This is a genomic window from Nocardia wallacei (assembly GCF_014466955.1).
GTDB classification, from domain to species: Bacteria; Actinomycetota; Actinomycetes; order Mycobacteriales; family Mycobacteriaceae; genus Nocardia; species Nocardia wallacei.
Genome location: NZ_AP023396.1, coordinates 1,014,089 through 1,026,423 on the forward strand (window position 1 = coordinate 1,014,089; position 12,335 = coordinate 1,026,423).

Here is a 12,335-nt window from a genome sequence, read left to right on the forward strand (position 1 = left end):
GGAGCTGCCGCTCTGCTCGTCGTCCGAACTGTCATGGAATAGGACGCACCGGACGGCGGAAGGGTTCCGAACCGCTTCAGTCCTCCCGGACACCGAATCTGCGGCGGATCGGGAACGAGGCGAGGTAACCCAGGACCAGCAATACCGCGATCCCGCCGGTGCCGAAAAGGGCGACGTTACGAGCGGTATGGTCGGGCTCGGGCGGGGTCTGCGGAACCGGCAGCCGCAGGCTGCGAGCAGGGCTCGGGCGCTTGGGCGGCAACTGGTTCGGGACCTCGGCGGTCAAGGCCGCGACGGGATCGACGGCGCCATAACCGACATACGGATTCCAGCCCTCGGCGGGAGCGTGCGCGGTGGCCTCGATGCGTTTGATGACTTCCTGCGCGCTGAGCTGCGGGAACCGAGCGCGCACCAAGGCGGCCACGCCGGCGACGTAGGGACTGGCGAAACTGGTGCCCTGAATGGGCCCCATCTGGTCCTGCCGGCCCACATGGCTGGTGGCGACGATGGTGCCTTTGCTCCCGGGCATATCGAACAGTGGGTCGAGCGAGGTGATGTCCTCGCCCGGAGCCGCCACGCCCACCCATGGGCCGGGCACGGTGAATTCCGACGGCTGTCCGTTCGCGTCGACGGACCCGACGGAAAGCACGTAGTCGTCGTAGCGAGCGGGTGAGACATTCACCTTGACCTTGCTCCACGGGTCGGCCGCCGGGTCCAGCGGATCGAGTACCGTGTCGGCGTTCTGGCAGTCGTGCTCTTTGTTTCCGGCAGCCGCGACGATGACGACGTCCTTGTTGACGGCCGCGTACCGCACGGCGGCGCCCAGTGAACTGTCCTCCAGCAGTGACCCGGAGGCTTTGCACGCTACTTCGGAGATATTGATGACCGAGGCGCCCATGTCGGCGGCGCGGACAATCGCCTGCGCCATGGTGTAGGTGGTTCCGTACCCCTCGGGCATCGCGTCGGGGCCCTTGTCCCGGTTGGCGCCCTTTTTCTGGTAGAGGGCACTGGTCTGGCGGATGCTGAGGATCCGGGCCTCCGGCGCGACCCCGGCGAAGCCCTGAGCGGGTTGTTCGTCGGTCGCGGCGATGATTCCGGCGACCAGGGTGCCGTGTGCGTCGCAGTCCTCGGTACCGTCGCCCTGGCTCACGTAGTCGCCGCCGGCGATCAGCCCGGGCAGCCGGGGATGCCGTGCGACACCGGTATCGATCACCGCGACCAATTGCCCGGCGCCCCTGGAGAATTGCCATGCGTGTGGAAGGCCGAGGGTACGTTGTGGAATGGGAACGGTCGGGCCGTCACCGCCGGTGCCCGTGGAGTTGCACGGCGCGTTCGCGCGTTCGCTTTCGTCGGGTGGTGCGGGCCGGTCGCCCGATGGGGGGTTGATCGCCGGATTCACCACCGGCTTCTCGGCCAGCGCGACGCCCGGCCCGCTCACACCGATCCCCGCGGTCGCGCTCAGCGCGAGAACGGCGGCGGTAGCGATGGTCCGGAGCACACGCAGGTACCGGCGGTTCGTCCGTTGCCGAGTCATTTGTCGCTCCCCGGCTCTACAGCGAACGGATCAGCGAGTACAGCTCGGCCACCCAGAACACCAGCGGCACCACCGCGGCCACGAAGGCGTACTCCAGTAGTTCGACGGCGCGGCGCATGGGCGGGGTGGCGGACTGGTTGGGGACGATGAGGCCGAGCACCAGGGCGCCGATCAGCATCACCATCGCCGCGCCGAACACGGCGAGGGGCTGGTCCATCGTCAGCGCGGCGGCGATCATCATCGCCAGCAGGATCGCCGCGCCGCCCGCGATCAGGACTACGGCCTGCTCGGCCCCGGCGTAGGTGCGGCTGCGGAACATCAGCACCACCGAACTCACCAGTGCCAGAGCCACACCCGGCCAGCACGGGGAGTCCGCGGTCGGATCGCCGGCGGCCAGCGCGCCGACGACCGTGACCAGCGTGGTCGCGGTGACGAGCCCGGCCAGATACATCCGGGCGCGTTCGGATTTCGCGCGCAGCGCCTCCATGGTCGGCAGCGCGCGGTGGTCGTCGGGGTCGTCCTCGGTGGGGTCGATCGGCGTGCCCGGCGAGGGCACCGGCGGCAGCGGCAGCTTGGCCAGCAGCATCGACACCCGCGGCGCCATCGACAACGCGCCCAGGGCGAGCGCGGCGGCGACGGCGCCGATGGCCTTCACAGGTTGCGAGGTCAGCAGGCCCACCAGCGCCGCCGGGACGGCGAAGACGGCCAGCGTGGTCGCCCCGATGAACAGCGCCAGGCCGACGCCGCTGACCCGCCACGCCAGAATCGCGGTAGCGCCCAACAGAACCGAGCCCAGCAGCACATTCGCCCAGCCGTAATGATCGGGCACCAGCAGCATCCCGGCGCTGAACGCCGCGGGCAGCGCGCAGCCGCCGATGATCAGGGCCGTCGATCGGTCGCCGTACATGCGGCTCAGCACGGTCGCCGCGACGACGAGCAGCACCGCGATGAACGCCGCCAGCGACCCGGTGATGTAGCCGGACAACGCATCCGGTGCGGCGAGCAGGCCTACGCAGCCGACCAGCATGGTCAGCACCGCGATGACCGAGCCGGTGATCCGGGCTACCCGTGGCGACCAGGCGCGGAAGTGGTCGCTGTCGGCGATCGCGACGTTGTACATGATGTCGTCGAACAGCGGTGTGGGCGCGACGTGATCGGCGCTCTCCAGCATCAGCAGTTCGCCGTCGCGCACGCCGTGCTCGCCGAGGCTGAGCGAGTTGGAGAACGGCGGCTGGCCGATGCGCGCGAGCACCCATTCGGCGGGCTGGAACTGTTCACCGGAGTCGTCGAAGTCGTTGTGGCGGCTGTGCTGTGCGACCATGTCGACCACGCTGGGAATGACGAGCGCGACCGGCACGTCGACCGGGATGGCCATATCGACCTGAGTGTGCTTGGCCAGGATGGTTACTCGGGCCAGATCGGGGGCCCGGACGATACCGCGGCTCGAATCCTCTTCGACACGTTCCAGTCGCGCGTGCGTCACGCTTCCCCCAACCTCGTCTCTACCTCTGTTTTCCGCATCCGCCCCGGTTTGCGGTCGCCCGGCCGATCCGTGCAGAATGCCCCCGAACTGTACGTCATGTCGGCAGTGCCCTCTACACTGAGTCCGCAGCACTGCCGCGAAGGGGGATCTTCCGTCGATGAGCACCGTCCGGTTTCAGCGCCGCCAGCGTCGGGAGGTTCCGCGAGCCCCCGGCGGTGAGGTGACGCTGCAGCCACCCCCGGAGATCCCACGCGCGGTACCGGGCAGCCTGCTGCAGAAGATGATGCCGGTCGTGATGATCGTCGGCATGGTCGGGATGATGGCTCTGATGTTCACGCAGGGCGGAGGCATCGCCTCCAACCCGATGAGCATGATGTTCCCGATGATGATGGTCTTCTCGATGGTCGGCATGTTCGCCGGTCAGGGCGGGAAGGGCCAGAAGGCCGCAGAGGCCAACGAGGACCGCAAGGACTACCTGCGCTACCTCGACCAGGTCCGCAAGGATGTCGACCAGACCGCCGCCCAGCAGCGCGATGCTGTCGAATGGAGTCACCCGGAGCCCGGGCTGATCTGGATGCTGGCCGGCACCAGTCGCATGTGGGAGCGCCGTCCGGGCGACAAGGACTTCTGCCACGCCCGTATCGGCCTGGGTGGCCAGCGATTGGCGACGCGGCTGGTATCGCCGGAGACGGGCCCGGTCGAAGAGTTGGAGCCGATCGCGGCGGTCTCGCTGCGCCGGTTCGTCCGCACCCATTCCACGGTGCCGGACTTGCCGACGGCGATCGCGGTGAAGGGTTTCGCCACCATCCAGCTGAACGGGGATCGTGGCCAGGCACGGGACATGACGCGCGCGATGTTGTTGCAGCTGTGTATGTTCCAGGCGCCGGACCAGGTGCTGCTTGCCGTGGTGTGCGGCGCCGACACCGCCGATGAGTGGGAGTGGACGAAGTGGCTCCCGCACACTCAGCACCCGGAGTCCCAGGACGGCGTCGGCACCGAGCGCATGGTCTACGGCTCCGTCCGGGAGATGGCCGAGGGCCTGAAACCGTTGCTGCACAACCGTGTCCGCTACTCGCGCAACCAGCCCGCCAACCAGAACCTCGTACACGTCGTGATCGTGGTCGACGGTGGCCTGCTGGAGGCGGAGGAGGACAGCCTGCGGGAGTCCGGCTACGAGGGCGTCACCATCGTCGACCTGTGCAATTACGCTCCGCGCCTGGCGGTTTCGCGCGGCATCCAGATGGTGGTGGAGAACGGTGAATGCGTCGGCCGCGGCGCCACCGGCAACATGGAGCGCTTCGCGCTGATCGACCGCATCAGTGCGCGCCAGGCCGAGCAGGTGGCCCGTCGCCTGGCCCCGTTCCGGGTGGCCCTGCAGCGCGGCGCCGAAACGGTGGCCGAGGAGAACGCGGAGGTCATCTCCTCGTGGTCGCAGCTGATGAATCTGGGCGACATCGGCAGTTTCAACCCGGAGAACGGCTGGAAGCCGCGCTACGACCGGGACCGCCTGCGCGTCCCGTTCGGTGTCGGCGCCGACGGCCTGCCGGTGTATCTCGACATCAAGGAGGCCGCCGAGAACGGTATGGGCCCGCACGGCCTGTGTATCGGCGCGACCGGTTCCGGTAAGTCGGAGTTCCTGCGGACACTGGTGCTTTCGCTGCTGGCGACCCATTCGCCGGATCAGCTGAATCTCGTCCTGGTCGACTTCAAGGGTGGCGCGACCTTCCTCGGTCTGGAGGGTGTCCCGCACGTCGCGGCGGTCATCACCAACCTGGAGGAGGAGGCCGACCTCGTCGACCGTATGAAGGACGCCCTGGCCGGTGAGATGAACCGCCGCCAGGAGGTGCTGCGCTCGGCCGGCAACTTCGCCAATGTCGGCGAGTACGAGAAGGCCCGCGCCGCCGGTGCCGACCTGGACCCGCTGCCCGCGCTGTTCGTGGTCCTCGACGAGTTCTCCGAACTGCTCACCCAGCACCCGGATTTCGCCGAGCTGTTCGTGATGATCGGCCGCCTCGGCCGGTCGCTGCACGTGCACCTGCTGCTGGCCTCGCAGCGGCTGGAAGAAGGCAAACTCAAGGGCCTGGAAAGCCATCTGTCCTACCGCATCGGCCTGAAGACGTTCTCCGCCAACGAATCCCGCCAGGTGCTGGGCGTGCCCGACGCCTACAACCTGCCCAACAGCCCCGGCGGCGGCTACCTCAAATCCGGCGACGGCGAGATCCGCCGCTTCCAAGCCGCCTATGTGTCCGGTCCGTACGTCGGCGGCGGCGCGCAGCGTGAGGTCACCCAGGCGGGCATCGCCGGTGGCGAGATCGATATCAACGCCCGGCCTTTCGTGGCCGGGCACGTGGCCTTCCGCGACAGCGACCGCCAGGCGCTGCCGGAGGTCGTCACGGCGGTCGAGGAGACCAAGGACGAGGGCGGCGAGAAGATGTCCAACCTGGACATGCTGGTTTCCCGCATCCGCGGCCACGGCCGCCAGGCACACGAGATCTGGTTGCCGCCGCTGGACCAGGCACCGACCTTGGACCAGCTCATCCCGCGCTCGATCCTCACCGGCGAGTACACCCCGGTGGCCACGTTGCGCGCGCCGATCGGCATCGTCGACCGCCCGTACGACCAGCGCCGCGACCCGATGATCGTCGATCTGTCCGGCGCGCGCGGCAATGTCGCGGTCGTCGGCGGACCGCAGTCCGGCAAGTCCACGGCGCTGCGTTCGCTGATCATGGCGATGGCGTTGACCCACACCGCCGAACAGGTGCAGTTCTACTGCCTCGACTTCGGCGGCGGCACCCTGGCCAACCTCGAGGGCCTGCCGCACGTCGGTTCGGTCGCGAGCCGCCTGGACGTCGACAAGGTGCGGCGCACCATCTCCGAGGTCACCACCATCGTCCGCCACCGCGAACTCCGTTTCCGCCAGCTGGGCGTGGAATCGATGTCGGAGTTCCGGCGGCTGCGCGGCAGCGGCCCTGCTTCCGGCCCGGCTGCCGCGGGCGTGCACGAGGACCCATTCGGCGACGTCTTCCTCGTCATCGACGGCTACATGTCGATCCGCCAGGATTTCGACACACTCGAGCAGCAGATCATGAACCTTGCCGCGCAAGGTCTTTCCTACGGTGTGCACGTGGTGATCGCGCTGAACCGCTGGGCCGAGGCCCGTCCTGCGCTGAAGGATCAGATCGGTACCCGCATCGAGCTTCGTCTCGGCGACCCGATGGATTCGGATCTGGGCCGCCGCGTCGCCGCCCTGGTCCCCCAGGGCCGCCCCGGCCGCGGCATGACACCCGACGCCCTCCACATGCTGACGGCGCTGCCCCGGGTCGACGGCGATCCCAACCCCGAGACCCTGGGTTCCGGTGTGGCCGACGCGGTTCGGCATCTGGCCCAGCAAACCCCCGGCCGCCCCGCGCCCTCGGTGCGCATGCTGCCGGAACTGCTCACCCGCGACAGCTTGCTGCAGGGCATGGGCGGTTGGCCGAACGGCCTGGACCCGCAGGTCCCGAACCTGCAGATCCCGATCGGCCTGAACGAATCCGAGTTGGCCCCGGTCTTGTTGAATCTGGCCGAGCAGCCGCACGCGCTGATCTTGGGCGACAGCGAGTGCGGTAAGACGAATCTGCTGCGCACCATTATTCGCGGGATCATGGATTCGAACTCCACGGCGCAGGCCAAACTGATCATCGGTGACTATCGCAGGACGCTGCTCGGGGTCGTCGAGACGAAACATTTGGCCGGTTACGCCCCTTCGGCCGAGTTGCTGGAAGGAATGGCGGCCGAACTCGTAGGTATGCTGCGGCAGCGGATGCCGGGCCCGAACATCACACAGCAGCAACTGCGTGACCGGTCCTGGTGGACCGGGCCCGAGGTGTACGTGATCGTCGACGACTACGATCTCGTGGTCACCTCGTCCGGAAACCCGTTGGCGAGGCTCACGGAGTATCTGGCGCATGCCAAGGACATCGGGTTCCATCTCATCATCGCGCGCCGATCCGGCGGTGCGGCCCGGGCCATGTTCGAGCCGGTGATCTCGCGCATGAAGGATGTCGGTACGACCGGCCTCATCATGAGCGGCAGTCGCGAAGAAGGGCCGCTGTTCGCCAACATCAGGCCGAGCGAGATGCCTGCCGGCCGTGGCACATTCATCTCACGGTCGGGCGCGACGCTGGTCCAAACGGCATGGAGCCCAACGCAATGACCGGGGTGGTTCGCTCGCCGCGAGTCGTCGCGCTGCGCATGCCCGCGTCAGCAGTAGACAACCGCGCGGGCCGGATGGCAGGCTATCGTCGACTAGGGTCGCCGGTCGGCGCCGAACGTCGAGGTGAGAGGGGGAGGTGGACAAGACTGTCGACACCGCGTGTGAACAGTCCATGCGGTCGATTGCCGTACTCGATCGGGCCGCTTCGGCTTGCGAGAGCGTGACATTCGGAACCGGGGACGTCCCTTGTGCGTCCAACTTTGATGTAGGGAACTAGCCACCGTCACCGCGTGCCGCGGCGACCACATGAAGGAGCCATCCTATGGCATTCAACGCCAGTTCAGACCAGATAAGGACTTTCGTCAACAGCATGAAGGAAAAGCACCAGTTGATCATCACAGAGGTCAACGGTGCGCGTGCGGCCGCCGAGAGATTGGACGGTTCGTCGTTCAAAGGCGGCGCCGGCGCCGCATTCCAGGCGAGTTTCGCCCGCTTCCTGGAGGCTGCGACCAAAATGAACGACTCGCTTCTGCTGAACGCCGAGAACCTGGAGCAGGTCAAGAACAAGTTCGGCACAGTCGAAGAGGAGCAGCTGGGCAACCTGCAGCAGACTGGCGGCTTGCTCGACTTCAAGGCCTGACGCGCCTGCGACCACGTCACACGGCCCGGCCCACAACCTTTGAGGAGAAACAATGAGTGACTTTGGCGAACTCTCGTACGACTTCGGTGCCATCGACGACGGTGGCAGCGACATGAACGTGCGTGCTCAGTCGATCACCGCACATCTGGGGGATATGGAGAGGGAATTCCAGAACTTCATCAATGTGGCTTTCGGTGGTCAGGGCGCCGAGGCGTTCAACCAAGTTCAGACGAACTGGACCATGCAGTCGAACGAACTGATCGCGGCGCTGGGGCAGCTCAGTGTGCGTACCCTGGCGGCTGGCGAGGCCATGCAGGGCGCCGACGTCCTGGCCGCGAAGATCATCGCGGGCTGACACCGCACTGATTCGACAGCGACCGCCTGTGGCCGCACTCCTGGAAAGGAGTGCGGCCACAGTGCTTTTCGCCGAGGGCTACCAGCTGCTGTTGGCGAACAGAGCGTATTGCGCTGCGGCACGCTGCTGCGCATCCAGCAACTGTGAACTCGATACCTTGCCCACGAATCGGTCGTAACGCACCGTGCAGTTGTAGTTGCGTGCCGTGAACGACGAGGGTTGGAAGCCGACATTCTCCGAGCAGAACGTGTCCGGCATTTTCGGTGGTGAATCGACCAGGCGTTTACTCTTGCCCCGAAGGTAATCGGAGAGCGCCGCAGCGGATGCAAAATCTCGCGTACGCCACGCCACGGCGGCGTTGTTGTCGCTGGAGATTCCGTTCTGCACCACCCCGATCGCATCGACCCCGGTCTTCCGGAATATTTCCCGGGTAGCTTTCTTGTCGTCGACGAAATGTAGATACGCCCGGTCGGACAACCACATCTCCCCAGGTATTCCCACACCGAAGAGATCATTGGGGTGGAATGTCTTTCGAAAGATCCCGAACGGGTCGAACGGCAGGTGTAGCAGATCTCGTTTGGACACCGGCGGCAGTGTGTCGAGGAGTGGTAGTTGAGCGTCGTACACGCGCTCGGCGAGCGCGGCCAGATCGGATACCTCGCTGCGCGGCGTGCGGACGAAGATGCTCAGCACGTAAGAACCGCGCGCCATCCGCGTACCCATGGTTCTGATCCCGGGCCGCCAGTGCGACAGTGCCTTCGGATATTTGTTCAGTGCTACGGGTTGATTCTGATCCTTGGCGATGTCGAAATCCGCCGCTTCGAATTCCTGGGCGGCAGCGGCCGCCGCCTCGTCACTCGGAAATTGAAAGACCGAGATATTCACCGCGGTATCGCCTTCGACCGGACCGTTCTCGCTCCGGTCGCTGTTGGCGGTCTGCATGCCGTACAGCATGTCGTGCCTGGTCAGAACCGGCACGAAGTTCTCGGCGAATTTGATGCTTGTCGCGTCGGCGGGCGACAGCACCGGCGCAGCGCCGCCGTAGTCGAGTTTCGCGTCGATATCGGGGCCAGGCGCGATGACATCGGCCAGGCGCATGATCGCGATTTGTTTGCCATTCGTCAGATTGGGAGTGTAGTCGTACCTCAGTTCGGCGGGGTCGGTGTTGTAACTGCCGGTATCGAGGGTCCGTACATCTATCTCCGCAGGCTGCACTTTACCCGGGACAGTGCCGCAGGCGGCCGCTAGGAGCGACATCGCCGATGTGATAACGAGAGTCGCCAGTTTCTTCTTCATATGATTGCGCCTATTTGCTGGTGGCGAGAATGGCATACTGAGCCGACAGTCGCTGTTGGACATCCTGTAGTTGATTCGAGGCGACGGAGGCCATGAAGCGGCCGTAGTGCAGGTGGCACGTATACCGCAGATACCCCAGGCTCGGTCCCTTGTACTCGAAGCATCGTGCGTTCGGCAGCCCGACGGGAGTAGGCGCGTGGCGGAGGAACCTGGTGGACTGCGTGTTCTCCTCGAACAGCCGCCGGGCGGCGGTGGCGTCCTTCGTGCGAAACAGGTCGGCGCCATCGAGGGCCACCAGGTCTACCCCGGCCTGCGCGTAGTGTCGTCGCGACTCCTCCACATCTTCGGCGAATTGCAGCGCGCCGTGCACGTCGTAGGCACCGGGAATGTTCGTGAATCCATCACCCTCGGGCCGCCGCAATGAGCGGCTTCGCATGTTCTCGCGGTCGACGGGGATGGTCATCAGTTTGTCGGGCGGTGTCGGAACGAATTTCTCCAACGTCGGCAGCGTTGCCGCGATCGCCTTTTCGGTCACGGTGGCCAGTGGCCGGAAATCGGAAACTCCGAGTATTCGATTCTCGTGATGCTGAGCAATGGTTACGATGACGAACTTGCCGCTCGCCAGCCACGAGACCAGAGTTTGCCGAGTCGGCTGCCGCCGTGCCACCGCTTCGGGATACTTGTCGAGGGACGTGGGCTCCGCGTCCTCGTCGTAGAATCCGGCCTTGGACAGCTCGGTGGCGGCGGACCGGGCGGAGCTGTCGTCCGGAAAGATGAGGACCGAATTGACCAGCTCGTACGAGAGCGCCTGCTTTTTGTCGGAGCTCGCCGAGGTCGAGAACCCCGCGACGAAATTCGGCGCCGCCGTATTGAACTGCTTCTCGTCGAGCCATCGGAACATCGGGCTCAGGTGATACGCGTCGCTCACTTCCAGAAATGCGTGAACCAGGCCGGGCTCCCCGTATCGCAGCGCGGGATCGATCTCGATGGGCAACGGCAGGACGCCAGCGAGCCGTTCGGCCTCCATGAACCGGGCGACGGGCATTCCGCTCGGTGCGTCGAGTTTCCGAGGTGTGGTCGCATAGGGTCCCACGTCGAGCTTCGTGATGTCCACAGGCGGATCCGCCGTGGGCGCGGCCGACTGTTCCGAGCCACATGCCGTCGTGACAGCGGCCGTCAAACACACCGCGAGCAGGCCCTTGACGGTCCTGTGCATCGGTCCCTCCCCCTTCGAATTTGCTACTTGATCCGGTTCTGGAGCACCGGGAGCAGCTTGTCCAGCAATGTCTTCTCCGAGTTCGGAGTCCAATTCCGGATGGCTGAAACCACTGCGGGCTCGTCGATCGGCACCACGGTGGCCTTCGATCCGGAGATTTCATACGGCAGGCCGATGAGGCCCCCACCACCAGCTTTGTCGTCACTGCGTACGGTCAATATGTAGCTGTCCGCGGGCGCGTTCAGCCGCGGATAATTGGCCGGGGCCGGACGGGGTGAAGGCTCGTCACCGTTGCCGATGTAGCCCAGGTTGTACACGAAGCCCAGGCCCTCCAAGAACTTCGTCTGCGACGATCCGCCGAGGTAGATCCCGAAGTCTCGGTTGCTCGTCACGTCCACCATCGTCACCGTCTTCCCTTCGAACCCCGGGTTGGCCGCCCTGGCCTGCTCGACCGAGGTGATCGGGGCTGCGGCGGTGGCGGTGGTCGAGGTGGTCGGCGTAGTCCCGCCCCCACTTTGCGTGGCCCAGATGCCGATTCCCGCCGCCAGCGCGACCGCTACTGCCGCGCCGCCCGCACCGAGTAGCCACTTCTTGCGGGGGTTCGGGGGTGGGGTGAGGGTGGAGAAGTCGGTGTGGTGGGGGGCGGAGGTGGTGATTCGAGGGTCGGTGCGGGGTGCTCGGGTGTCGGGAACCTGGATGGGGTAGGTGGGGGAGGTGTTGGTGTGGATGGGGTTGTGGCCGGGGAGTAGGGAATTCGCGGCGGCGTCGGTGAATTCGCGGCAGCTGTTGAAGCGTTCGGCGGGGTTTTTCGCCATGGCCCGGGCGAAGACGTGGTCGACGGCCGGGGGGAGGTGTGGGTTGACGGCGGTGGCGCGGGGCGGCGGGTCGTAGAGGTGGCCCATCATGACCATCGCCGGTTGTGTTGCGGGGAACGGGTTCTGGCCCGTCAGCAGTTTGTAGAACGCGCACGCCAGGCTGTAGATGTCGCCGCGGTGGTCGACGGCCATGCCCTGCAGTTGTTCCGGCGGGGCGTAGGCGATGGTGGCGACGAAGCTGCCGGTCTGGGTGAGTTCGGTGGCGTCGTCGGTGGATTTGGCGACACCGAAATCGGTGAGCAGCACCCGCTCTTCCTCGTCGCCGCGGGAGAGCAGGAAGTTGGCGGGTTTCACGTCCCGGTGCAGCAGACCGCGGCGGTGCGCGTAGTCCAGGCCCTTGCCGACCTCGGTGACGATGCGCAGGGCGCGCAGCGGCGTCATGGCGTGCGGGTCGCGGGCGAGTTCGGCGGAGGCGTCGGTGCCCTCGACGTACTGCATCGCGATCCACAGCTGGCCGTTCTCCTCGCCGCGGTTGTAGACCGAGACGATGTTCGGATGGTCCAGTCCCGCAGCGAGATTGGCCTCGCGTTCGAAGCGGCCCCGGAACTCGCCGTTACTCGACAGTTCGCCACCGAGGATCTTGATGGCGTCCATCCGCGGCAGGCTCGGATGTTTGGCGAGATAGACGGTGCCCATGCCGCCCGCACCCAGCACACGCTCGATGCGGTATCCACCGACGATAGTGCCGGGACTCATCGCCATCTGTAACAAACTCCTGGTCGCACGGTGGGGCCGATCTCG

8 protein-coding genes are annotated in these 12,335 nt (G+C 66.1%); 3 read left to right on the forward strand and 5 right to left on the reverse strand.

Annotated features, from left to right (window positions below):
• Positions 1 to 76: 76 nt before the first annotated feature.
• Positions 77 to 1,534, reverse strand: a complete 1,458-nt coding sequence (gene mycP / locus NWFMUON74_RS04650; protein ID WP_187686750.1) for a type VII secretion-associated serine protease mycosin — start codon at positions 1,532 to 1,534, stop codon at positions 77 to 79.
• Positions 1,535 to 1,550: 16 nt separating this feature from the next.
• A complete protein-coding gene (eccD, locus tag NWFMUON74_RS04655; RefSeq protein WP_187686751.1) occupies positions 1,551 to 3,017 on the reverse strand; it encodes a type VII secretion integral membrane protein EccD in 1,467 nt (488 codons plus the stop codon).
• Between the two features lie 157 nt (positions 3,018 to 3,174).
• On the opposite strand from eccD, the gene eccCa reads away from it, so the two are divergent.
• From eccCa to NWFMUON74_RS04670, 3 genes are all read left to right on the forward strand, one after another.
• Positions 3,175 to 7,212, forward strand: a complete 4,038-nt coding sequence (gene eccCa / locus NWFMUON74_RS04660; protein ID WP_187686752.1) for a type VII secretion protein EccCa — start codon at positions 3,175 to 3,177, stop codon at positions 7,210 to 7,212.
• Between the two features lie 322 nt (positions 7,213 to 7,534).
• Positions 7,535 to 7,852: a WXG100 family type VII secretion target gene (locus NWFMUON74_RS04665; RefSeq protein WP_187686753.1), complete on the forward strand. Its 318-nt coding sequence runs from the start codon at positions 7,535 to 7,537 to the stop codon at positions 7,850 to 7,852.
• Positions 7,853 to 7,904: 52 nt separating this feature from the next.
• Positions 7,905 to 8,207 (forward strand): WXG100 family type VII secretion target, encoded by a 303-nt coding sequence (locus NWFMUON74_RS04670; protein ID WP_187686754.1) that lies wholly within the window; start codon positions 7,905 to 7,907, stop codon positions 8,205 to 8,207.
• A 78-nt stretch (positions 8,208 to 8,285) separates the two neighbouring features.
• Here NWFMUON74_RS04670 and NWFMUON74_RS04675 read toward each other — a convergent pair whose 3' ends face one another.
• The 3 genes from NWFMUON74_RS04675 to NWFMUON74_RS04685 are packed head-to-tail and all read right to left on the reverse strand — an operon-like array spanning position 8,286 to position 12,296.
• On the reverse strand, positions 8,286 to 9,503 hold the full coding sequence (locus NWFMUON74_RS04675; protein ID WP_187686755.1) for a DUF7373 family lipoprotein: 1,218 nt from the start codon (positions 9,501 to 9,503) through the stop codon (positions 8,286 to 8,288).
• 10 nt (positions 9,504 to 9,513) lie between these two features.
• Positions 9,514 to 10,812, reverse strand: coding sequence for a DUF7373 family lipoprotein (locus NWFMUON74_RS04680; protein ID WP_232111287.1), 1,299 nt, complete (start codon positions 10,810 to 10,812; stop codon positions 9,514 to 9,516).
• Positions 10,743 to 12,296, reverse strand: a complete 1,554-nt coding sequence (locus NWFMUON74_RS04685; protein ID WP_187686757.1) for a serine/threonine-protein kinase — start codon at positions 12,294 to 12,296, stop codon at positions 10,743 to 10,745. The genes NWFMUON74_RS04680 and NWFMUON74_RS04685 overlap by 70 nt, the downstream gene beginning before the upstream one ends.
• Positions 12,297 to 12,335 lie beyond the last annotated feature (39 nt).

Bases quoted from the DNA above. Each gene is read 5' to 3' on its own strand.
- eccCa (WP_187686752.1), top strand. From the start codon at position 3,175: ATGAGCACCGTCCGGTTTCAGCGCCGCCAGCGTCGGGAGGTTCCGCGA.
- NWFMUON74_RS04670 (WP_187686754.1), top strand. From the start codon at position 7,905: ATGAGTGACTTTGGCGAACTCTCGTACGACTTCGGTGCCATCGACGAC.
- NWFMUON74_RS04665 (WP_187686753.1), top strand. From the start codon at position 7,535: ATGGCATTCAACGCCAGTTCAGACCAGATAAGGACTTTCGTCAACAGC.
- NWFMUON74_RS04675 (WP_187686755.1), bottom strand. From the start codon at position 9,503: ATGAAGAAGAAACTGGCGACTCTCGTTATCACATCGGCGATGTCGCTC.
- NWFMUON74_RS04685 (WP_187686757.1), bottom strand. From the start codon at position 12,296: ATGGCGATGAGTCCCGGCACTATCGTCGGTGGATACCGCATCGAGCGT.
- mycP (WP_187686750.1), bottom strand. From the start codon at position 1,534: ATGACTCGGCAACGGACGAACCGCCGGTACCTGCGTGTGCTCCGGACC.